Origin of the sequence: Fibrobacter sp. UWB7, from assembly GCF_900142945.1 — a bacterium.
In the GTDB taxonomy this organism is placed as follows: Bacteria; Fibrobacterota; Fibrobacteria; order Fibrobacterales; family Fibrobacteraceae; genus Fibrobacter.
The window spans coordinates 177,980-200,352 of record NZ_FRCO01000005.1; the positions used below are offsets into that span (position 1 = coordinate 177,980).

Annotated in this window: 17 protein-coding genes; 14 read left to right on the forward strand and 3 right to left on the reverse strand. The window is 48.7% G+C overall.

The genetic code is table 11. The annotated features are described in order from the left end of the window. The first annotated feature begins 248 nt into the window (after window positions 1-248). Genes BUC30_RS13300 through BUC30_RS13320 form a run of 5 tightly spaced genes read left to right on the forward strand, consistent with a single transcriptional unit; the run spans window position 249 to window position 5,980 of the window. Window positions 249-1,136, forward strand: coding sequence for a polyprenyl synthetase family protein (locus BUC30_RS13300; protein WP_073425405.1), 888 nt, complete (start codon window positions 249-251; stop codon window positions 1,134-1,136). Beyond that, window positions 1,137-3,005, forward strand: coding sequence for a 1-deoxy-D-xylulose-5-phosphate synthase (gene dxs / locus BUC30_RS13305; RefSeq protein ID WP_073425406.1), 1,869 nt, complete (start codon window positions 1,137-1,139; stop codon window positions 3,003-3,005). Further along, a complete protein-coding gene (locus BUC30_RS13310) occupies window positions 3,002-4,246 on the forward strand; it encodes a TrmH family RNA methyltransferase (protein WP_073425408.1) in 1,245 nt (414 codons plus the stop codon). The genes dxs and BUC30_RS13310 overlap by 4 nt, the downstream gene beginning before the upstream one ends. Beyond that, window positions 4,246-5,133, forward strand: a complete 888-nt coding sequence (gene pyrF / locus BUC30_RS13315; RefSeq protein ID WP_073425409.1) for an orotidine-5'-phosphate decarboxylase — start codon at window positions 4,246-4,248, stop codon at window positions 5,131-5,133. Before BUC30_RS13310 ends, pyrF begins: the two co-directional genes overlap by 1 nt. A gap of 7 nt (window positions 5,134-5,140) precedes the next feature. Further along, window positions 5,141-5,980, forward strand: a complete 840-nt coding sequence (locus tag BUC30_RS13320) for a hypothetical protein (RefSeq protein ID WP_073425411.1) — start codon at window positions 5,141-5,143, stop codon at window positions 5,978-5,980. Here BUC30_RS13320 and BUC30_RS13325 read toward each other — a convergent pair whose 3' ends face one another. Both BUC30_RS13325 and BUC30_RS13330 read right to left on the reverse strand, forming a co-directional pair. Beyond that, entirely contained in the window at window positions 5,981-6,757 is a 777-nt protein-coding gene (locus BUC30_RS13325) for a hypothetical protein (RefSeq protein ID WP_073425412.1), read from the reverse strand. It abuts the gene before it with no gap. Then, on the reverse strand, window positions 6,751-7,743 hold the full coding sequence (locus tag BUC30_RS13330) for an MlaD family protein (RefSeq protein ID WP_073425414.1): 993 nt from the start codon (window positions 7,741-7,743) through the stop codon (window positions 6,751-6,753). Before BUC30_RS13330 ends, BUC30_RS13325 begins: the two co-directional genes overlap by 7 nt. A gap of 66 nt (window positions 7,744-7,809) precedes the next feature. On the opposite strand from BUC30_RS13330, the gene BUC30_RS13335 reads away from it, so the two are divergent. Next, window positions 7,810-9,069, forward strand: coding sequence for a M18 family aminopeptidase (locus BUC30_RS13335; protein ID WP_073425415.1), 1,260 nt, complete (start codon window positions 7,810-7,812; stop codon window positions 9,067-9,069). Here BUC30_RS13335 and BUC30_RS13340 read toward each other — a convergent pair. Continuing rightward, on the reverse strand, window positions 9,041-10,186 hold the full coding sequence (locus BUC30_RS13340) for an acyltransferase (protein ID WP_073425417.1): 1,146 nt from the start codon (window positions 10,184-10,186) through the stop codon (window positions 9,041-9,043). The two genes, BUC30_RS13335 and BUC30_RS13340, sit on opposite strands and share 29 nt — an antisense overlap. A gap of 118 nt (window positions 10,187-10,304) precedes the next feature. Between BUC30_RS13340 and BUC30_RS13345 the strand changes: the two genes are divergently transcribed. The 8 genes from BUC30_RS13345 to BUC30_RS13380 all read left to right on the forward strand — a co-directional run bounded on the left by BUC30_RS13345 (window position 10,305) and on the right by BUC30_RS13380 (window position 22,009). Beyond that, window positions 10,305-11,471: an acyltransferase family protein gene (locus BUC30_RS13345; RefSeq protein ID WP_073425418.1), complete on the forward strand. Its 1,167-nt coding sequence runs from the start codon at window positions 10,305-10,307 to the stop codon at window positions 11,469-11,471. Then, on the forward strand, window positions 11,458-13,194 hold the full coding sequence (locus tag BUC30_RS13350) for an NPCBM/NEW2 domain-containing protein (RefSeq protein ID WP_244536652.1): 1,737 nt from the start codon (window positions 11,458-11,460) through the stop codon (window positions 13,192-13,194). Before BUC30_RS13345 ends, BUC30_RS13350 begins: the two co-directional genes overlap by 14 nt. After that, the gene (locus tag BUC30_RS13355) at window positions 13,194-14,768 is read left to right on the forward strand and encodes a glycosyltransferase family 39 protein (RefSeq protein WP_073425421.1); all 1,575 of its coding nucleotides are present in this window, start codon (window positions 13,194-13,196) and stop codon (window positions 14,766-14,768) included. Before BUC30_RS13350 ends, BUC30_RS13355 begins: the two co-directional genes overlap by 1 nt. Window positions 14,769-14,819: 51 nt before the next feature. Continuing rightward, the gene (locus BUC30_RS13360) at window positions 14,820-15,569 is read left to right on the forward strand and encodes a tetratricopeptide repeat protein (RefSeq protein WP_073425423.1); all 750 of its coding nucleotides are present in this window, start codon (window positions 14,820-14,822) and stop codon (window positions 15,567-15,569) included. Beyond that, window positions 15,569-16,282, forward strand: a complete 714-nt coding sequence (locus BUC30_RS16215; RefSeq protein ID WP_073425424.1) for a hypothetical protein — start codon at window positions 15,569-15,571, stop codon at window positions 16,280-16,282. Before BUC30_RS13360 ends, BUC30_RS16215 begins: the two co-directional genes overlap by 1 nt. Window positions 16,283-16,410: 128 nt before the next feature. Beyond that, complete coding sequence (locus tag BUC30_RS13370; protein ID WP_073425426.1) at window positions 16,411-17,304, forward strand: hypothetical protein; 894 nt, start codon at window positions 16,411-16,413, stop codon at window positions 17,302-17,304. Between the two features lie 140 nt (window positions 17,305-17,444). Next, on the forward strand, window positions 17,445-20,546 hold the full coding sequence (locus BUC30_RS13375) for a cellulase family glycosylhydrolase (RefSeq protein ID WP_244536653.1): 3,102 nt from the start codon (window positions 17,445-17,447) through the stop codon (window positions 20,544-20,546). An 89-nt stretch (window positions 20,547-20,635) separates the two neighbouring features. Continuing rightward, window positions 20,636-22,009, forward strand: a complete 1,374-nt coding sequence (locus BUC30_RS13380; RefSeq protein WP_073425429.1) for a diguanylate cyclase domain-containing protein — start codon at window positions 20,636-20,638, stop codon at window positions 22,007-22,009. Window positions 22,010-22,373: the final 364 nt, after the last annotated feature.

The following is a 22,373-nucleotide window of genomic DNA, read 5'->3' on the forward strand; positions in this document are numbered from 1 at the left end:
AACTAAAAAAAGAAAACCTGCTTGGCAATAAGCGGGTTTGTTTTCTTTTTGTAGTGTTTAGGGGCGTCGTTTAGAGAAAAAAGCGTCGGCCAAGGATGGGGAGGGTGCAGGGAGGGGCCCGTGCGGCCTTCGCAACTCCGAGCTGGGGCCCCTCCCGCATGCTAAACTTCTTAAATTAAAGATTTAAAACTCTAGTTTTAGTGGTAAAGCCCTTTTAAGTGCGCCTCGAATTAAGTATCTTTGTGCACATGCAGTCTATTGAATCAGAAGCAAAAATTGCTCAGGAATATCTCGCCCGCATCGCAAAAGATGCCGAGGCGAAGTTTGATGAACATCTCCCCCCAGTAAAGGACCGTCCGTGCCGTTTGCACGAGGCTATGCGCTATTCCATGTTCGCAGGCGGCAAGCGCTTGCGTCCGGGACTTGCCAAGGCCACGTTTGACATGTTTGGCGGCAAGGGAGACAAGATTTGGCTTGCAACGAGCGCTCTCGAAATGCTCCACACGTTCAGCCTTATCCACGATGACCTTCCGTGTGTCGATAACGACGACTACCGCCGTGGAAAGCTCACAAGCCACAAGAAGTTTGGCGAAGCTACTGCCGTGATGGCTGGCGACGCCCTCTGCATCCACGCCTTCGAGATGATGGGCAAGACCGGTAACGCAAAGGCTATCGAGCTCCTTGCTCACTTGCTTGGCACGTACGGCATGATCGGTGGCGAAATGACCGACATCGAATGCGAAGGCAAGACTGTCGATCTAGAAATTGTCGATTACATTCACTACCACAAGACGGCTGCCCTTATCGAAGCCTCTCTCCTCGTGGGTGCGATGCTTGCAAAGGCAAGCGAAAAGGATATGGAAATCATCCGCAACTACGGCCGCTCCATCGGGCTTGCCTTCCAGATTGTGGATGACATTCTGGACATTGTCTCTACGACCGAAGAACTTGGTAAGGACGCCGGCTCTGACATCGAAAAGGGCAAGGCTACTTACCCGTCCATCGTTGGACTGGAAAAGTCTAGGGAACGCGCTAGGGAACTCTACGAGGAATCCATCAAGGCTTTGGATGGCCTTACATGCGATACCTCCATCCTCCGTTCTATAGCGGCATACATCATCACGCGAGTGAAATAAATGGAACTGAAAGACGTTAAGTCGCCTCAGGACTTGAAGCACTGTTCCGTCGAGGAACTGAACCATCTCGCCGCGCAGATCCGCGAGACCATCATTGGTCAAGTGGCTAAGCACGGTGGTCATTTGGCGTCGAGCCTTGGCGTTGTTGAACTGACTCTTGCGCTGCATTACGTGTTCAACGCACCCGACGATAAGATTGTTTGGGACGTGGGGCACCAGGCGTACGTGCATAAGTTATTGACCGGCCGCTATGACCGGTTCGATACCTTGCGCCAGCAGGGAGGCATTTCCGGCTTCCTCAAGAGGAATGAAAGCGTTTACGACTGCTTCGGGGCGGGCCACGCCACGACGTCTATTTCTGCGGCTCTCGGCTTTGCCGTTGCACGCGACCATTTCAACCGCAACAACAACGTGGTTGCTGTCATTGGAGATGGCTCCATGACGGGCGGTATGGCTTACGAGGCTATCAATAACGTTGGCGCCTCCAAGCAGAACATGACCATCATCTTGAACGATAACAAGATGAGTATTGCTCCGAACATTGGCGGCTTTAGCAAGTACCTGAACCGCGTGATTTCGGATCCGGTTTACAACAAGATGCGTACGGACCTGGATCGCCTGATGCATCGTTTGCCGGGCATTCTGGGTTCTCGTTTCCGTGACCTCTTCTTGCAGGTCGAGAATGCGGCGAAGAACGCTGTGAAGCCTGGTCGCTTCTTTGAAGATTTGGGCATCCGCTACTTTGGTCCGATTGATGGTCACGACATTGATGAACTTGTGATGATTCTTGAACGCGTCAAGCAGCAGCAGGGTCCGTGCCTTGTGCACGTGCTGACCGAGAAGGGACGCGGTTTTGACGCTGCCGAAAAGAATCCGACAAAGTATCACGGTTGCGGTGCGTTCGACCCTGAAAGCGGACTCCCGCTTGCTCCGGGAAATCCGAACCCGTCTCTTACGAGCGTGTTTGGCAATACGCTTTTGCAGCTTGCCCGTAAGGACAAGCGCATCATGGGTATCACGGCTGCAATGCCTACAGGCTGCGGCATGGATATCGTTGCAAAGGAACTCCCGGACCGCGTGATTGACGTGGGCATTGCCGAAGAGCATGCCGTGACGTTTGCGGCGGGTATGGCTTGCGATGGCGTTGTGCCGGTGGTCGCGATTTACTCGTCGTTCATGCAGCGCGCTTACGACCAGATTATCCACGATATTGCACTCCAGAACTTGCATGTGGTGCTTGTGCTCGACCGTGCCGGCCTTGTCGGCGCAGATGGTCCGACGCATCATGGCGCCTTTGACTTGTCGTTCTTGCGGACTGTTCCCGGAATGACCATCTTGGCACCCTCCAACGAAAATGAACTGCGCGACATGTTGACTGCCGCCATCGATATGGAAGGTGTCGTGGCTATCCGCTACCCGAGAGGCACTGCACTTGCTGCAGAGCTTGTCCCCTCGGAAGGACCGTTCGATTATAAAAGCCCCAAGATTCTTGAGAAGGGCTCCGGCATACTCTTGTTGGGCGCCGGCTTCATGACAAATGAACTCAAGAAAACAGCCGCCGTGCTTCGTGAAAACGGATACAACCCGACGCTTGTGGATGCCCGTTTTATTAAGCCGCTTGACCAGGAATGCTACCGTTCGTTGTTCGACAGCCACAATGTCATTGTGACCTTGGAAGACAACACGCTTGTGGGTGGCTATGGTTCAGCTATTGCGGAACTTTTGTCCGACCTTGGCTATACGGACAAGAAACTGTACCGGTTTGGTCTTCCGGACAGATTCGTTGAACAGGGAGAAATCAAATCTCTCTACAAGATCTTGAAAATTGACGGGGAATCCGTCGCCAAACAGTTGATGGAAAAACTATGAGTGAAGAAGAAAACAAGCCGAAGCGCACTGTAAGAATGACGCTTGACCGTAAATTTGGAGTTAGCGAAGCTCCTGAACGCCGCCCTCGTCGTGACGATGACCGCGGTTCCTTTGGCGACAAGCCCTCGTTCCGTGGTGATCGTGGCGATCGTCGTTTTGATCGTGACCGCGGCGACCGCCGCTTTGACCGTGGTGAACGCCGTTTCGACCGTGACAACCGCGATGAAAACCGCGAAGGCCGTCCGTTCAATCGTGAAGAACGCCGTGGTGGTGGCCGCTTTGACCGTGACCGCCGTCCGCGCCGCTTTGGCGACAAGCCGTTTAACCGCGGACCGCGCGGTGCCATGAACGCCCCGGTCTACCGTCAGCGTCCGGAACAGAAGGAAGCCGTTGACGAGAACTTGGACGAAGCCGCACTCGAAGCACGCGCTGCCCAGATTGAAGCCGTTGAAGATGCAGGCTCTACACCGCCGTGGTTCAAGCGCCTCATCGCTTGCACGACTGAAAAGGGTCGCGAACGCGAAGGCAAGTTCCTTGGCGAAGGCGTTCACGTTGTTGAAGAACTCGTGAAGCACCACCGCGAACTCGTGATTTCTGTTTACGTTGTCGAAGGTTTCGAAAACGAAGAACTCATCGAAGCTATTAACGAAGCCGAAATTACGCTCCACACTCTTACCGAAGACCAGATGAAGCGCCTCTCTTCGACGATGACGACGCAGGGCATCATCGCTTACTGCAACATCGCAAGCAAGAAGCCGGTCTATGAAACAAGCCGCAGCGTGCTTACGCTTGTGGACGCCGTGCAGGATCCGGGTAACCTCGGCACGCTCTTCCGCACGAGCCTCGGTTTCAATTCTTCGGGCATGATTCTCGGTCGCGGTACCGTGAGTCCGTTCAACCCGAAGGTTGTGCGCGGTTCCTCGGGCACGTTCCTCCGCGTTCCGTTTGAATTCGACGTGGATCTCGTGGACCAGATCAACTTCCTTCGCAGCAAGGGCTATACCATCATCGCTACGGATTTGCACGCTAAGCAGTCCCTCCGCGAAATCCCGGCTCACAAGCTCCGCAAGATGGCTTTCCTCGTGGGTAACGAAGGTGCCGGCACGAACCCGTACTTCATCGAACTTGCCGACGAAACGGTGAAGATCCCGATGAGCAGTGAACTTGAATCTCTGAATGTGGCTGTCGCACACGGCATTCTCTCTTACGAAGCCGCCCAGATTCAGGAGGAATTGAAGTAATGACGTGCTTTTACGATCGCCTTGAACAGCGTATTGCAAAGTGCGGCAACCCGGTGTGCATGGGCATGGACCCTGTGCTCAAGCTCATCCCGCTCGAAGGCACTCCCGAAGACCGCATCAAGCGCTTCTATTCCGACATCTTGGAATGCTGCCTCAAGCGTAACGTGCAGCCGGCTGTCGTAAAGCCGAACAGCGCTTATTACGAATGCGTGAGCGTGCAGTCGATGCTTGTTCTGCAGCAGCTCATTGCCGATTACAGAAGTGCTGGCATCCCGGTTATCTTGGATGCAAAGCGCGGTGACATTGGCAAGTCCAGTGCCGCCTACGCCAACGCTGCTTACGATGTTTACCGTGCAGACGCCGTGACCGTCTCTCCGTGGATGGGTGCCGATTCCGTCGGTCCGTTCATTCGCGAAGATAGCGAAAACGGTGCCTACGTGCTCCTCCGCACAAGCAACAAGGGTGCTCACGATTTCCAGGATCTGTCTGTTACTCGCAGTGACGATCCGCGCGACGTTGCCGAAGCGTTCTATTCCGTAGCAGACAAGATTATGGAATGGGATGCTGACAAGGGTTACCTCGGTGCCGTTGTCGGTGCAACCCACCCGGAAGAACTTGAGAAGATTACGGCTTACACCGTTGCTCACAAACACGAAATCCCGTTCCTCATTCCGGGCGTGTCCATTCCGGGCGTGCCGGGTGGTCAGGGCGGCGATGCCAAGACTGTTCTCAAGGCTATCCAAAATGGTGGCGGCAAGCGCAAGTTCCATGTGCTCAACTCGAGCAGTGGACTCAACTTTGCATGGCAGCGTAACGATACGCCGGCAAACTACGCGAACGATTGCGTCGATGCACTCGAAAAACTCGCAGAGGCTTGCCAGCTTTAATTAACTTATGCGTTTCCTTGCTGCTATTATAACTGCTATTGCCATCATCGCGCTTGCGTTCCATTACGCGAAGCCGCTTCCTGGCACGAACTTTGACGAATCCTTCTTGCCGAAGGCTTCGTCTGTTCGCTATGTGGCAGCAGGGCATGACGCCTCGGTAGCGGGGCTCTTTTGGATCAAGGGCCTTACCGAACTTGGTGAAAGCTATCTCACCGGCAAGGAATATGCGTATCTCGGCCATGTCGCCGAACTTTCGACGAGCTTGGATTCGCTATTCTATACGCCGTATTATTTTGTCGGTGGCGTGACTCCTGTAGATGCTCCCGATACTTCGGACTTCTCGGTACTCCGCCGTGCGACTCGCGTTTATCCTGAAAACTGGCGCCTTTCGCTTTACTTTGCACTTCGCCTCGCTCGTGGTCCGTACCCCAACAGGACCGAAGCCGCCAACGTGATGCGCAAGTATTTCGATAGCCCGGATACAACGATTCCTGATCACATCCGCACGATATACCGCAGCTTTGAACTCGACTCTATGCAGACCGAGACTGCGCTTGAAACAATCTTGAACGACGTGATGCAACCGCGTTTCAAGAAATTTCGTGCAAGCTTTTATACAAAGATTCTCAAGCTCCTCGGTTACAAGGGCTTGATTGCCGACTACGACAAGGACGAAAATTACCAAAAGGTCAAGTATCTTGTTGATGGCATGGTCGAAGGCCGTATCCCGCCGGTTGTCGTTTACAACCGCCTCCTTGCCATGAAAAAAGTCGAAGAACCCGCCGTGGATTCTACTGCCGCTGATACGACTAAAGTAAGTGTCGCGGATTCTTTAGTACAGAAATAATTATTCTGCGCAGCGTTTAGTGTTGTTGGGGAGACCCATCAGCTCAAATGATGTTTTGCAGCGACGGAGCAAATCCTTTGCAACTGCAGGATTTGTCTTGCTCATAAGCTTTGCGCGATGGTAAAGAATGCTTGCGGTCATGTAAGGTGTATTGGACTTGACCGATTCAGATTCTGCCTTGTGGTAGAATTTATCGGCATCGTCTTGACCTAGCAAATCCCTAGTGCGGGCTTCCGTCCAGTAGTAAATTCCCGTATCGTCATCGAGGCGCTTGTCGACCATCTTGAGGGCTTGCTTGGCTTTGTCTTCGCGGTGGGCGCCTGCATAGGCAATAGCGCATTCCGAATAGAACGAACCTTGCAGTTCGTCGGCAAGCTTATCCAGTTCCTCTTCATTAACGCTCTCGCAAAGCGAAACAGCTTCGCTGTACTTTTCGCTTGCGTTTTTCAAAGTCACTTTTGACTTGACAAGCATTGCTTTTGTGGAACGGTCCAAGCCATCATCGTGGATGACGTTCAACAGTGAATCGGCGAGTTCAAAATCGAGACTCATGGTGCGGATTTGACCCATGGCGATAAAGATGCGAGTCTCGGAATTGAGGTCCGCTTCTTTACGGCTTGCAACGAGAGCGCGTTCGAGCTGCGAATAGCCTTTGGCAAAATTCCCTGCCTTAATGGACTTCTGCGCACGCGAGGCGATTTTTCCGGATTCCGTGGCAAATGCAGCGGTTCCGCTAAGCGCTACGCAAAGAGCGATTTTCAAAGCCTTCGTTACCATAGCGTCTCCACGACAAAGGGCACAGAGTCATGCTTCGGTATATTGCCTTTCAAAAGCCACATCTTGGACATGCCGTTCATTAAGTCGTCTGCACTCTGCAAGGTGCTTTCCGTTGTATTCATGAAGTCTTGCAGTCCGGTAGTGACCGTGCCGAAGTCTGTCACGAGGTTGTCTACACGGCCCACGGTAGAATCCATAGAGTTCAAAAGCGAAGTGACCTGACCCGGTAACGGCTTGAAATCTTCTAGCAGGTTGCTTACGTTATCCGTGACTTCGTTTGCGCGGCTGACGAGTCGCGGTACGTCGGTCTTCATTGTATCGAGCAAGAAGGATGTCTTCTTCAGCACGTTCTTGCCGATGAATGTAATTTCGTCTAGGCGGAACAATTGACGGTTGAGATTGTCGTAAAGTGCACGGGAACCGAACAACGCACCCATGGTCGTTCCTGTATCGAGAGCCATTGCGATAAGCGTGTCGGCGGCATCGATAAGGTGGTTTACGCGGCCCAAAAGTTCGTTGGCGGTTTCCACGACGGTTTCGATATCTTGAGCTTTGCCTGCCGTTAAGGTATCCCCGTCTTGAAGAATATTTCCTTTGCCGTTCCTGATGTCAATATTGATGACTCGAGCCGAAATCATGTTCTGGTCGCGGATGGCGTAGACTGATGCACTGTCGGTAATCAGCGGCTGGAATTCCTGGCGGATGGCAAATTCCATAAGCACACCCATGCCATCGGAATTGATCTTCATGTTTTTAATCTGTCCGACATCGACACCGCTAATCTGTACACGGGTACCCGGTCTAAGGCCGAGAGCCTTTTCGAACTTACTGTGCAGCGTGTACTCTTTGACCTTGATGACTCCGTTGTCATTGAGGTAGTGGTAGAGCGTCAGCGAAAAAATCATTACAGCAACGGTGGTCACAACGCCGACCAGGAGGCCGGACATTTCCATCCAGTTGATCTGTTTTATCTTTTGAAATGCCATTGCTTGCGTGAAATATAAATAGATTATATTGTCAAATTGAATTTAATTGAATTTTTTCGAGGAAATATGGATTTTTTTGAATTTTTGAATACCGCTGTGACGCCGTACCATACTGTAGACGCTTTGAAGTCGTTTTTTAAGGCAAATTCTTTTGCTGAAATGGAATTAGGCGCAAGTCTTGAGCCTGCAAAAGCCTATTTCGTGTGCCGCGAAGGTTCTGTCATTGCGTTCCGTACGCCAAAACAGTGGTGTGACACGTCGAAGTTCAGGATTGCGCTTGCGCATACGGACTTTCCGACGCTTAAGATTTCCCCGAATCCAGATGGCGTGAATGCGGGTGTGTGCACGCTCCATACGGAGGTTTACGGTTCTCCGCTTTACACGAGCTGGCTCGACCGCGATCTTGGATATGCAGGGATGCTCGCATACGTCGATGCCGATAATTCAACGCTCAAAACGAGGCTGTTCCGTGGTGAAAAACTTTTCAGGATTCCACAGTTGGCGGTTCACTTGAACCGAGGTGTGAACCAGGATGGTCTCAAGGTCAATCCTCAGATTGATTTCAATGCACTGTGGGCATGCGCTTCGGAAGGTAATGCTTCTGAAAATCGTAAGAACTTGTTTGTGAAGGCTCTTGAAAAGGAGCTCCCTGCGGGGGCTCGCCTGATTGATTTTGATGTGCAGTTGTTTGATGCTCAGCCTGCAAATCGTGGTGGCTTTAATGACGAATGGATTTATTCGGGCAGACTTGATAACTTGAGCAGTTGCCATGCCATTGCTGAAGCGATTGTTGGAGCCAAGTCGGCTGAAAACGATTGTTTTGTGGCGTGTTTCTTCAACAATGAAGAAGTCGGTTCTAACACCCGCGAAGGTGCCGCCGGCAACTTCTTGAAGAGCGTCTTGGATTCTTTGACTTCGCCTCTTTCGTCTCTCGCCTTTCGTCTCTCGTCTAGTATCGCGCTCTCCATCGACATGGCGCATGCCGAGCACCCGAACCATACGGAAAAGCACGAATCGAATCATGCTCCGCTGTTGGGCAAGGGCATTGTGCTCAAGGCAAACGCGCAAAAACGTTATGCGAGCGACTTGATGAGTTCTGCGCAGCTTCGACTGCTTTGCGAAAAAGCGGGAATCCCGTTACAGGTGTTCATCATGCGAAACGACATGCCATGCGGCTCGACGGTCGGTCCGACGGTTTCTGCAAATCTCGGAATCCCGACAGTCGATATTGGCGAGCCTATGCTTAGCATGCACAGCATCCGCGAGATGATGGCCACTAGCGACCACGAAGACATGATTAAGCTTGTGAAGGCGTTTTTTTGCTAAAGAGCTTTGCTACGGGCTTTTCGACAACGTATTTGAAGACTATCGCCACAACCAAAGTCAAACCAAATACGGCGAGGGCGTAAGGGATGTAATACGCGATGGCATTGAAAAATGTCATTGCGGCTCCCGTTTTCCAGAAAATCGTGCTGCGCAAATTTCCCGTTTCAAGGATGACCATGAAATGGAAAAGGTAAATCGCGAATGTGCAGGAACCAACGTAATTGATGATGCGTGCCACGATGCCCTTTGCTTTGATTAATGTACCAAGTGCGTACACGGCGATGAACATTCCCACAGTCGTTATAAAGCAAGGCGAACACTGGAGCCAACGGAATCTGTTGTTCGCGTAATTCTCGCCGTATTCGGTGAACATGTAATATTGCAGGCCAAACTTGATGAAAAAGCCGAGTAGATAAATAACGATGCCGATGGCAAAAAGCTTGCTCCGCTTGTTTTCAAATTTGCAGATGAACAGTGAAAGTTCGTATCCGAGAATAAGGAAAATAGTGCAATACCCCCAAAGGAATTTTTCGAAATCAATCATGCTCAACTTGAAAAAATATTGCACGTCGCCAATGACTGCAGCACCGATGGCAGTTCCCAAAAGAGTCCGCCTTAATTTGTTCTTTTGCGGGCTGTCTTGACAAACGAAAGCTAGCATCGGGAAAAAGAAGATAAACGACATGTAAGTACAAATGTACCACAAATGGTCGCCGGGGAGTAACCTGAAAATGAATCGTCCGAGATAATCCCAGTCGGCATTTAAAATGGAATTGAGTGGTGTTGGACTGTTGTAATAACGGTAAATGATGTTGATTAGGATATAGACAATCGTGGGGATATAAACGCGGGAGAAAAATGATTTTGCTCTATGCGGGAAAGTCGGGATGATGTCTGCATCGGACTTGATTCTGCCAAAGAAAAAGAAACCGGTTACCAGTAAAAATAGCGGAACGTCGTCGGCGAGGATTGTCGAAATGGCGAGTCTACCGCTAATCAGTTCATTGTTGTTTAAGATGCTGATTTGACTATGTGCCATAATCACTAGCAGGCATGCCACAATCCTAATGAGTTCTATGGAATGATTTTTACACGTTGTGCTCTTTATTTCGGGCATAACAGTTCCTTCTCCGTTGTAAATCCTAGCTTTTAAATTTATAAAATGGGAACAATGTAAATGGCAATGTGCCAAAAGATTTCTATAATTTCCAAATCAAATTACGTAAAAGAATATTATGCAAAAAAGTTCAAACGCAATCGATAATTTCTTAACGCCCGATGATACCAAAATTATGAAGGGGATTGCAATTGTTTGCATGCTCATGCATCACCTTTGGTTTTTCCCGAATCGAATTCCCGGTGGTGGCGTTGTGGGCTTGTTCACATTGTTTGGTATGCCTTCGACTCTTTATTTGGGAATTTTTGGTAAAATTTGCGTACCGATGTTTTTCTTCTTTGGCGGCTATGGTGTTTACAAGAGCAGTTACGGAAAGTCGTATGATATCGTTGGTAGGCTTAAGAGACTTTACTTTGCTTATTGGAAAGTTTTTCTCGTTTTCATTCCGATAGGATTCTTGTTCTTCTCTTCGCAGTTTCCGTATTGCATTGATCCTTTTATTTATTCGCGCTTTGAAAAACTTGTGCCAAGAGAACTGCTCTCGAACTTTTTGGGATTTACTTCAACGTACAACAGGGAATGGTGGTTCCTGATAAGTTATGCGTTTGCCTTGATTACTTTCCCGTTCATTCGTGCGATTATCGACCGCTATTCGGCTAGGGTGAATCTTTTTATTGTCGTCGTTGTGTCGCTTTTGTTTGCTCACATTTTCCCAGGGCTTAAAACAGTCCCTGCACTTGGCGTTCTTGGCAATAGCCACATGTATGTTCGCATGTTCTGCCAGATTGCACCGTATGCGGCTTGCTTCTGGATGGGCGCTGTTGTGGCTCGTAATGGGTTGTTCGACCGCTTGCATGATTCCGCAAAACAGCATGGACTCTTGAATCCGTTTGCGGATTTCCTCGTCTGGTGCATGGTCATTGTCATGCGTCAAAATGAAGTGGGCGAAATTTTTGATGTGTTCTTCATTCCCGTTTTGACGGTAGCGAGCATGGATCTCCTGAATCGCATGAAAATGCTGAAAAAAGGATTTTGGCATCTCGGTCGCCAGAGCACATTTATGTGGCTTATCCACCCGTTCTTCTGTTACTATTTCGATGTTCCGGCAAAGATTGTTGCAGCTCCGCGATATGCTATCCCGTCGCTGTTGGTGCTTATTGCAATGACGTACATCGCATCTGTACTTTTGGATTATTTCTGGAAGGGACTTGGTTTTGTGTATCGGAAAGCGAATTCCGTGAATATTCATTTTAAACATTTTGGAGCTTCTGGTGAAAAACGATAAGTCTATCCAGTACTTTTTGATTTGGGGCGTTATCTGCCTGCTTGCAAACTTGTTCTGCACGAATGCGGCTGCCTTTGGCGGTGACCAAAACTATTGGGCGGATTGGGTCAAGCAACTGGCGAATAACGGGCTTGAACGCTTTAACGGCAACTATCCTCCGCTTTATGTTTTTTGGCTTTGGATTGTGGCGCAAGTCCATAATTTGGCAAACATCCCGATAGAAAAGGGAACCCTTCTCAAGTTCTTCTGCTTGTGGCCGGTTTATTTTGGACATGTAGGACTTGTCGATTTGGCGAGCCGACTGGTGGCGCGCTTCAAGTTGCCGAAGTACTCTGCACATCTCGTGCTTGCGTTTGTGGCTTTGAACCCGGCGCTTTTGCTCGACGGCCCGATTTGGGGACAGGTCGATTTGTTCCCCTGCATCTTTGGCATTGCCGCTCTTTACTGCATCAACTTCCGCGGACTTTTAAAGTACGCTTCGATGTTCTTTGCACTTGCGCTTTTGGCAAAGTTCCAGATGATTTTGCTTTTGCCGATTTTCGGTGGCATTTTCCTCCGTCGCTATAAGCAGTCTTGGCGCGGGCTCCCGCTCATGGTGATTGCAATTGCACTTGTGTTCTTGCCTTTCATCGTTGCAGGGAACCTCTCGGGGCTCCTCACGCATGCTTACCTCAACACGACGGAACAGTACCCGTTCTCGACTTACAATGCAGCGAACACTTGGATGTTCTTTGTGGGCAATACGAGCCGTGACGTGAATCCGCTTTTCGGGCTCTCGCCGGAAGGTATTGGATTTTTGCTTTCGCCGTCCTGGCTTGGAAAGATTCTGTTCGTGATTATCTCTGCTTACATTTTGAAGTGCGCTCTCTTTGCCAAAACACTCCGCCGCACGTTTGAACTTGCGACTTGGGAAGCTTTTGCGTTCTTCCTTGTGTTGCCGGGCATGCATGAACGTTACCTGATTTACGCCGTTCCGTTTGCTTGCATGTGGATGGTGCTTGAAACGAAGAAATCCTGGATCTGGTCAATTCTAGTGACTGCCATTTGTGCCATGAATATTTCAATGGTGAATGGCTTCAAGGGTGCCGATTTGTGGGTGCCGGTTTCTGGACTTGCACTCCTCATCTTCATTGCGGGTGTTGTGAACAACTTTGCCCCGCGTGCGTTCCCGGCGCTGATTGAAAAGCTTGCCCGCATCCCGTTCCCGCGCTTTACGCCGTACATGGTGCTTGCATTGTTCCTTTTCCCGATGCTCATTTCTGAAATTGTCGGACTCATGCCGGTCAATGTGGAACTCCAGTCGAACCAGTTCTACCTCACGGATTTGCCGATTGACCATTACACGCAACAGTACGGGAGGCCTCGTGTGAACCGCGCTGTCGATGGCGCTACGCTTACTGTTCGTGGTCAGCAGTACAAAAATGGCATTGGCACGCACGCCAATTCTGAACTGTTCTTCAAGATGCCCGCGGATGCGGATTCGCTCGAATTTGTCGTGGGCATTGACGATGAAGCGGGTGGCGGTGGCTCCGTGCGCTTTATTGTGGCAACGCCCGAAGAAACGCTCTGGAAAGGTGACGTTGTATTTGGCAATAGAAAGCCGCAATCGGCTAAAGTCTATATCGGTGGTCAGCAGACGATTATCCTCAAGGCCGATGCCGATGGCGATAATGCTTACGACCATGCCGACTGGCTGAATGTCATCGTGACAAAGAGGAAGTAATGGACAAGGTTCTTGCTTGGCTGAAATCGCGAACGGCGGCGCAATTTGTCTTTGCTGCAATTTTGCTGCTAGGGACGTTTGCACGTGTCTACATGTTCGGCTCCGTGCCGGGCGATATCAACCAGGACGAAGCTTTTGCGGGCTATAACGCCTATACGCTTTTACACCATGCTGCTGATTCTTACGGCTACCGCTTGCCGGTTTACCTGACCGCTTGGGGGTCCGGCATGAATGCTCTCGAATCGTATTTGATGATTCCGTTTGTGGCACTCTTCGGGATGCATGTCTGGGTAATCCGCTTGCCGATGCTTCTGGTGGGGCTTTTGTCGCTTGCGGCGGTTTACTTCTTGGTGCGCCGATTCTCGAGCGAACGCTTTGCTTTGGGAGCAACACTTTTGCTTGCGATTTCTCCATGGCATGTGATGCTTTCGCGCTGGGCTCTTGAATCGAACTTGGCGCCGGGATTTGTGCTGTTCGGACTTTTCTTCTTTGTGAATGGTCTTGAAAAGCCGAAGTTCTTGATTGCCTCGGCTGCATTTTACGGACTCTCGCTTTATGCATATGCGACCATCTGGGTGGCTGTCCCGTTCATTATTTTGCTGAATGTGATTTATGCACTTTGGACAAAGTCCATACACAACAATCGTTATACTTGGATTTCGCTTGGCGTGCTTGCTGCACTTGCGCTCCCGCTCATGCTCTTTATGCTTGTGAACAAGGGCGTCATCAATGAAATCCGCTTGCCGTTTATCAGCATTCCGAAGCTTGTTTATTTTAGGGCGAGTGAAATTTCGTTTGAACGCATCCCTGAAAATTTCATGAACCTTTGGAATATTTTGAAGAACCAGTCCGATGGACTCCCGTGGAATTACATCCGCAATTTCGGGCTTTTCTATCCGGTGACGTTTGCATTTTTCTTTGTCGGCCTTGTCGAAAACATTTGGCAGACGGTGCGTGATGTAAAGTCGCGCAAGCTTGGGCTCTCGTTCTTTATGCTCGTCTGGCTACTCGCCGCCTTTGCAATTGGCGTTTTAATCAGCGTCAATGTCAATCGCGTGAACTTGATTTTTATCCCGATTATAATTATGGCGGCGCAAGGGATTATTCTCGCGTTTAGCTATATCCACCCGAAGTTGATTTATGTTCCGCTGGTGGCGTACCTCTTGAGCTTTGCCAATTTCGAACGTGAATATTTTACGGTATATAAGGACCAGATTGCAAATCCGTTCTGCGAAGGCATTGGCGATGCCATGGAATTTGCGCAGTCGCAGTCGAAACCGGGCGATAAAATTTATGTGGACCCGAACGTGAGCTACCCGCGAGTACTTTTTTATGGCAAGGTGGACTTGAATTCTTACCTTTCGACGGTGCGCTACACGAATTTCCCGAGCGCGTTCCTCTACGTGCACGAATTTGACCGCTATGTTTTCACGTTTGATTTGGGCAATGCCGATACGCAAGCCGTTTATCTTATGGAAAACAAGGATTCAAGGCTTTCGTGGTTTGAACAGCGCGGCTTTTCAGTCCGTAATTTTGGAAAATATATTGTAGCATACCCCACAAAATTACTCTGAGAAGTTGAAATTTGATATATTGGTGTTCGAAAAAGAATAAGAAGTGTGAATATGCGAATTTCTACTGTATTTAAGATTTGTTCTTTGACGATGCTTATGGCTGTGGCGACGTTTGCCCGACCAATCAATGATGGCAACAAGCTTTTTGCCGCTGGCGATTATGCCGGTGCGCTTGAAAAGTACATGAAGGCCCGCGAAGCGGAGCCCGCAAATCCGCTTTTGTTCTACAATATTGGAACGTGCCAGTACAAGCTTGGCAATTTTGAAGAAGCCAAGAAGGAACTCGAAAGCGCTGTGCGCATGCCCGACAGGAATATGGCGGCGAAGGCGGCGTATAACTTGGCGAATACGCATTTCCGCGTGGGCGAAAAAGCTCAGGAACCGAGTGCGCGCATTGCGGCCTGGCGTGAATCGGTTGCTTATTTGAAAAAGGCAATTGACCTCGATAACGATTTTGAAAACGCGAAGAAGAACGTTGAAATTGTCCAGCGTAAGCTTAAGGAAGAACTCGACAAGCAAAAAGAAAACAAGGACCAGAACCAAAATCAGAATGACCAGAAACAACCTCCGCTGAGCGAAAAAGCTAAGCAGGTTTTGGCTCGTGCGCTCCAGCTTTGCAAGGATGGCAAGTATGCCGAAGGCAAGCAGATGCTCGAGAACCTGATTGCCGAAGACGAGACCGCAAGCCAGTTGAGCGGCCATGTGCAGCGCATTGACGACGTCATCGAAATCAAAGCCGGTCGCAAGCCCAAGACTAAGATTGACGCCAGCAACACCGACAACGACCTGGAGGTAATCTAATGAAGCAGTCTCTCTCCTCTCTCGTCATTCGTCTCTCGTCTGTAACTTTGTTCCTTGCATCCGTTGCATTCGCGGCTCCGAAGTCGGCTTCTGCCTACTATGGCGATGCGGCGTTCCAGTACATCGAAAACCGCTTGCCGACAGCAGAAATCACTTGCAACGAAGGCTTGCAATACTACCCGAACGATCAGAAATTGCAGATGCTCCTCGACCGCATTCACGAAGCGAAAAACGAGCAGCAAAACGAAAATAAGAAGAACGATCCTAAGAACGACCAGAATCAAGACCAAAATAATCAGGACCAAAACCAGGATCAGAATCAGGACAAGCAAAACCAAGACCAGAATAAAGATCAGCAGAACCAGGATCAGCAAAATCAGAACCAGAATGGCGACCAGAGTTCTTCTAGTGCCCAGAATGACCAAAATCAGGATCAACAGAATCAAGGTCAGAACGGTCAGTCTAGCAGTAGCCAGGGTGGCGATAGTTCCGATAGCAATGGCGGTGCCGGAGAGCAGCCGCAACAGCCTGAACAGTCTGAAGGTAATTCCAGTGATAGTAACGGCGGTGTGCCAGAACAGCAGCCGCTTCAACCTGGCGAAATGACTCCTGAAGAAGCCGCACAGCTCCTTAAGGACTTTGACGAACAGAACGGCGAACGCAAGCCCTGGAAACCCGTTCGCGGTCAAGCTCGCCCGGCTAAGGATTGGTAAGATCTATAATCCTTTATTAGCGATTTTACAACTCAAGTAAATAAATCTTCACTTTGTACATGTTTTTTCTTGTGTAAAGCTTAAAAAAATTGTACATTAGTAAGGACAATTTAATAATGAGGATTTATATGAAAAAAGTTCTTGCCGTACTCCCTGCGGTCGCCCTTGCTATGACGGGTTGCGTATCGTCTTCCGATGATTCCAGCTCCGTGGCTCCAACTCCAGCCGCCCTCCCGACGGACTATATCATTTCTGAAATGGGTGAATATAGCTATGCTGCCGATGGTACCTTGGAAATTACCAAGGCTACTTGCACGGATTATGCAAACGAAGCTGTTTGGAAAAAGACGACTCAGCATGGTGCATTGACGGATGCTGGCAACGGCACGGCTCAAATGGATTTGGGCGATGGTGCTGGCAAGAACACTTATGAATTTAGAGTTGCTGCCGGTGAACAGTTCCCGGAAGGCAATTTCTATAAGAGCGCGACTGTTAAAAGTCCGCTGATTGAAGGTGTCGTTCTCGAAGATCCGTATTACAGTGATGTTATCTATATCAATACGGATTGCATTTTCGAAAACTTTGGCGAAATGCAAGAAACGCTTTCCTTGATTGCGAAAGTTCCGAAGAACTCTATTAACATGAGCTGCAAGACTCTCAGCATTGAAGGTCTTGAAATGACTTATGTCTCTCATACGCAGGGTTCCATTGAATATACGGTGTCGTATGGTGGCGTGACTAGCACCGTCAAGCAGGGATTCCGCTATGCGTATGTCGAAAATGATTGTAAAAAGGCTTTTAAGGATTATCAGCAAGAATATGAAAACGGCGAAACGCAGGAATTCTTCAATTTTGATCTCTATGATCAGGACATCTCTGCTTCCGCTGAATTTGTAGACTTGATTACAAACTTCCATAATAGGACGGGTCTTGCCAAGTCTGCCGAAACGCCGACGATGACCGAAAAACAGATTAAGGATATTTTCCGCGCTATTGGTTCCAAGCTCCGCCACGGCAAGTAATAAACGCTATTCATAATAGGTACAATGCACTCTGCAAATGTGGGGTGCTTTTTTAATGCGTAAAGATAAATGTTGCAATATTCTGTTTATTTTCATATCTTAATGATATGGTTGTGCGGAAGTTTTTCTTTCTATTCTTTTTGGTTTTGTCTTTTGTCTCGTTTGCGGTGGCGACTCCTGTTGCGCGTCCATCGACGAGCGGTAAACTTCATGTTGTGGGTACGGAGCTTCACGACGAGCATGGGAATGTCGTCGTTCTTAAGGGCGCAAGCACCCATGGTCTCACATGGTTTCCGCAGTTTGTGAATAACAAACTGTTTAAGCAACTCAGCACAGAGTGGAATGCGAACCTCATTCGCCTTGCCATGTACTCCAAGGACTATGTGGAGGGCGACCGCAAAAAGAACATGGAAATTTTGCGCAAGGGGGTTGAATACGCCATTGCAAACGACATGTATGTTATTGTGGACTGGCATGTTCTAGAAGATCAGAACCCTAATGTGTATCTTGCCGAGGCGATTTCTTTCTTTAACGAAATGGCTAGGGAATATGCGAATGTCCCGAACGTGATTTTTGAAATTTGCAATGAGCCCAATGGCGACTGCACCTGGGAAGACATCAAGGAATATGCGCATGTCGTTATCCCGGTGATTCGCAGGCACAAACCTGATGCTCTGATTGTCATTGGTACGCCAAACTATGCTCGTGAAATCCAGTACCCGGCAGAGGATCCGCTTCCGTTCGACAACGTGATGTATTCGTTCCATTTTTATGCAACTTCGCATACTTATGTCTTTCGTGCAAAACTTCGTAATGTCATGAAACGAGGAACGCCGATATTCGTCACGGAAAGTGGTCTCTGCGAAGAATCGGGTGATGGAAAAATTGATTTTGAAAATGTAAGGATTTGGTATAGCTTGATTGACTCCTTGCATATAAGCTATACCATTTGGAATCTTTCGAATAAAGAAGAAGAATCTTCGATGATCCGTGATGATTCCCGTGCTGTGGAATATTTGACGGATGGTGATTTGACAATTTCGGGACGTTTTGCAAAGGCGCTATTCCAAGGAAAACCGATTGATCAAATTACGCTTGAGTATAGCGCGATTGAAAATTTCAAGATTTTAGCCCGTTCTAAGCCACACAAGGTCTGGCTCGTGTTTGCTGGGCCTCTGTTTATTTTTCTCTTTCTGTGTCTTGCGTTGGAAAAGTACAGAAAGCGTTCTAAAAACAAAATTATCCGCTCTTACGATGACTTGCTAAAATACAGTACGGACGAAGCGGCAAAAAAATTTAATAAGAGCCCAGCCAAGGTGATTTTTGGCGATATGTTCCTCTTGTTTAGTACGCTCTGCACGCTCGTTTACCTCTGCTGGCGTGTAACGTGCTCGATTCCGTATGCTTATGGCTGGATAGCTGTGGTGGGGAGTTCTCTCCTGCTCGTTGTAGAGGTTCTCGGCTTTTTTGAATCATTTGTCCATTACGGTGGTTTGCTCAAGTTGCGCGATCATCCGCTTCCAAAAATTGCAGATGAAGAATTCCCGGATGTCGATATTTTCATTTCGACGTACAACGAGCCTGTGGAACTTTTGCGCAAGACGATTATCGGCTGTAAGCACATGGAATACCCGGACAAGTCCAAAGTCAATATTTGCCTGTGTGATGACAACCGTCGCCCTGAAATGCGTGCCCTTGCCGAAGAGCTTGGCGTGATTTACTTTGACCGCCCGGATAACAAAGGTGCAAAGGCGGGAAACTTGAACGCTGCTCTTGCCCGGACGAATTCTCCGTATGTGGTAACGTTCGATGCCGACATGATTCCGCAACGGAAGTTCTTGCTTAAGACGATTCCGTACTTTGTCGATGCCGAGCGCATCAATGCGAGCTTGCCAAAGGAACGTCGCCGTGCGCTTGGTTTTGTCCAGACCCCGCAAAGTTTTTATACGCCTGACGTGTTCCAGCACAATCTTTATGCTGAGCGCGTTGTGCCGAATGAACAGGATTATTTCTATGACGTGATTGAGGTTGCAAAAACTTCAACGAACAGCGTAATTTACGGTGGTTCGAATACAATCCTTTCCCGTAAAGCGCTCGAAGATATCGGCGGATTCTATACAAAGTCTATTACGGAAGATTTTGCGACGGGCATGCTGATTGAATCGGCGGGTTATGTTAGCCTCGGGCTTTCTGAACCGCTTGCATCGGGTGTTGCTCCCTCGACGTTCCAAGAACATGTGCAACAGCGCACCCGTTGGGGGCGTGGTGTGATTGCGACTGCAAAGCAGCTCAAGTTCTTGCGTAACCGTAAATTGGATGTGTCGCAAAAGATGAGTTACTTGAATTCCGTGCTTTACTGGTTCTCGCCGATCAAGAACTTGATTTATCTCATTTCGCCGTTGATGTTTGCTGTGTTCTGCATCCCGATTTTCAAGTGTACGCTTGTGGACCTTGCGTTATTCTGGTTGCCGATGCACATTTTGCAAATCCTTGCGCTTCGCGTTACGAGCCAAGGCAAAATCTCTGCGCAGTGGAGCGGTATTTACGAGACGTCCGTGATGCCGTTCCTCTTGATGCCTGTCGTGAAGGAGGTGTTTGGCATAACGCTTTCCAAGTTTAAAGTAACGAAAAAAGAAAAGGTAAGTGCTCGTAGAGTTATCGACAAGCGAAGCCTTTTGCCGTTTGCGGTTCTTTTGGTGCTCACGCTTGCGGGGATTGTACACATGACTTACATGATGGTGGCTTTTGAATACATCGGAATTTTGGCGGTGCTGTTCTGGCTTGTGCGCAATTCGTATTATCTCACGATGTGCTTGTTCCTTGGTTTTGGTCGTGATTCTGATAGCGAAAATGTGAAGGTCTTTGCTGCCGAGCTTGTTGCGCTCCACAAGAGCGATGGAAAACTTGTGGAAGGCGTGACGACTAAGCTAACCGAGCATTCGGTGGATGTCTTTGTCGATGAAGTTGATGTACTTTATTTGGGCGAGCAAGTAGAGCTTGGAATCTCTACGGACAACAAAGACTTGAATGTCAAGGGAACTGTTGTTTCGATTCATCATTCGTGCAACCCCAAAGTGCCGAGCGTTTATACGGTCGAAATTCTCGATTTCGCGGGTCAGAAAGACGAGTTTGTGCAAATGCTCTATGACCGCACACCGACATTGCCGCAACGCTTGCGCTTTGGCGATGAGTATATTCGCAACTTGTGGAAAAACCTAGGATGGCGAATTTTTAGAACTTAGGGGCTGGAATGGGTAGTACAAATAAAATTTCTGAATGACTTTCCCGTCCAAAAAGGTTATATTAATAAACGAAAAATAGGGGATTTGTTATGAACTTTGATGATTTGCTGTCGCACTATAAAGCTAAGGCTTGTGTTGTTTCTGTTGAATTTTTCCCAGATGGGACTTATGGAAATATCCGTGTAGTTGCGGGCAATAAAGCTCATTGCGAAGACATGGCTGCGCTCAATCATCCGTTTGAACCCGGTTGCCCCTATGAGGCTTGTTTCCCAAAGAATCCGAATTTTGAAGAGCATTGCTTCCGTTGTATTCGCGATGGAAAACCGCTCCATGCTTACGTGAACCTTTACATGATGGGTCTTTGGCTCAATATGTTCCTTTTGCCGCTTGATTCGGACAAAGAAAATATTGGTTATTGCATTTACTGTTATGACGTTGCCCCCAAGGCAGATTCTTCCGCGATGGCGGACATTTCTGCGGATACCGCTGCTGACGTGTTGAAAGCTTGCATCAAGTTGCGTGGCTCGGGCAATATCAAGCACGCGTTCCAGGATGTGGTCGAGGATATCCGCAAGATTTGTGGCTCGGACCATTGCTGTATTTTGTTGACCGATGATGAAAAATGTACTTGCTCGATTTTTGCGGAATCTCTCCGTGAAGGGTCTGGGCTGTACCCGATGGCTCGCTATATACAGGGGTTCTATGCGATTTTGGAAACGTGGCCAGGTACGCTTGCAGGGAGCACTTGCATCATCTTGAAAGATGACCGCGATATGGAAAATCTGCGCGAACGGAATCCTGTTTGGCATGCGTCTCTTCGTTATGCCGGGGTTAAAACAGTGGTGCTGTTCCCGTTGCGTCACGGTGGAAAGTTGCTCGGCTATATGTGGTCGCTCAACTTCAATGTCGAAGATGTCATGAAGATTAAGGAAACGCTTGAGCTTACAACGTTCTTTATCGCATCCGAAATTGCAAGTTATAAGCTTTTGAACAAACTTGAAGTCATGAGTACGATAGATTCCCTAACGGGTATCAAGAATCGAAACGTGATGAATAATCTGGTCAATCAGATTGTCGAAGGTCAGGTTCCGATGCCGGAAGCTGTACTATTTGCGGACTTAAATGGGCTTAAACGAGTGAATGATGAACGTGGACATGCTGCGGGCGATAAGATGTTGCGTAAGGCAGCCTCGATTTTGCAAAGCGTTTTCCATGATGGCGAGGTCTTTCGTGCTGGCGGTGACGAGTTCATGATAATTGTGTCCAAAATCGCTGAAGATGAAGTCCGACGTCGTGTCGATCAAGTCCATTACTTGTCGAAAATTACAGAGGACGTTCGCTTCTCTGTCGGAGTCTGTTATGGTGAGAGCGATATACGTACTGCAATGCGACTTGCCGATGAACGCATGTACGCTGACAAAAAGTCGTATTACGAGGCTTTCCCCGGCTTAAAGTACCGGTAAAACGTTTGTTTTTCATTCGTTACCCTGGGCTTTCCTCTAGTTGTCATGCCGGACCCTGTTCCGGCATCGCCCTTTTCCTGAGGATTGTCTTCTTTCAATCGTCACCTTGAACGAAGTGAAGGGTCCAGTCATTTCTCGTCGATGGCGAAAAAAGATTTCTGTTTATAGATTGTTGACTTTGTGTATTTCCGGCGGCGTACATCCCGTTTTCATCGAAAAAAGTGAAAAAAAGTGAAATTTTTTTCGAATTTACCCCTTGCAAAGATATCTGAAAATTCTATAATTGGCGCCGTTCCTGAGAGACGAGGTCGAAACCGAGTCACGAAGGAAAAAGCGAAAGCCCGCGAGACTTTCGGGAAGATTG

Coding starts and splice junctions, on each gene's coding strand:
- BUC30_RS13310 (WP_073425408.1), top strand. CDS start 3,002: ATGAGTGAAGAAGAAAACAAGCCGAAGCGCACTGTAAGAATGACGCTT.
- BUC30_RS13325 (WP_073425412.1), bottom strand. CDS start 6,757: ATGGTAACGAAGGCTTTGAAAATCGCTCTTTGCGTAGCGCTTAGCGGA.
- BUC30_RS13380 (WP_073425429.1), top strand. CDS start 20,636: ATGAACTTTGATGATTTGCTGTCGCACTATAAAGCTAAGGCTTGTGTT.
- BUC30_RS13360 (WP_073425423.1), top strand. CDS start 14,820: ATGCGAATTTCTACTGTATTTAAGATTTGTTCTTTGACGATGCTTATG.
- pyrF (WP_073425409.1), top strand. CDS start 4,246: ATGACGTGCTTTTACGATCGCCTTGAACAGCGTATTGCAAAGTGCGGC.
- BUC30_RS13300 (WP_073425405.1), top strand. CDS start 249: ATGCAGTCTATTGAATCAGAAGCAAAAATTGCTCAGGAATATCTCGCC.
- BUC30_RS13340 (WP_073425417.1), bottom strand. CDS start 10,186: ATGCCCGAAATAAAGAGCACAACGTGTAAAAATCATTCCATAGAACTC.
- BUC30_RS13345 (WP_073425418.1), top strand. CDS start 10,305: ATGCAAAAAAGTTCAAACGCAATCGATAATTTCTTAACGCCCGATGAT.
- BUC30_RS16215 (WP_073425424.1), top strand. CDS start 15,569: ATGAAGCAGTCTCTCTCCTCTCTCGTCATTCGTCTCTCGTCTGTAACT.
- dxs (WP_073425406.1), top strand. CDS start 1,137: ATGGAACTGAAAGACGTTAAGTCGCCTCAGGACTTGAAGCACTGTTCC.
- BUC30_RS13320 (WP_073425411.1), top strand. CDS start 5,141: ATGCGTTTCCTTGCTGCTATTATAACTGCTATTGCCATCATCGCGCTT.
- BUC30_RS13355 (WP_073425421.1), top strand. CDS start 13,194: ATGGACAAGGTTCTTGCTTGGCTGAAATCGCGAACGGCGGCGCAATTT.
- BUC30_RS13370 (WP_073425426.1), top strand. CDS start 16,411: ATGAAAAAAGTTCTTGCCGTACTCCCTGCGGTCGCCCTTGCTATGACG.
- BUC30_RS13335 (WP_073425415.1), top strand. CDS start 7,810: ATGGATTTTTTTGAATTTTTGAATACCGCTGTGACGCCGTACCATACT.
- BUC30_RS13330 (WP_073425414.1), bottom strand. CDS start 7,743: ATGGCATTTCAAAAGATAAAACAGATCAACTGGATGGAAATGTCCGGC.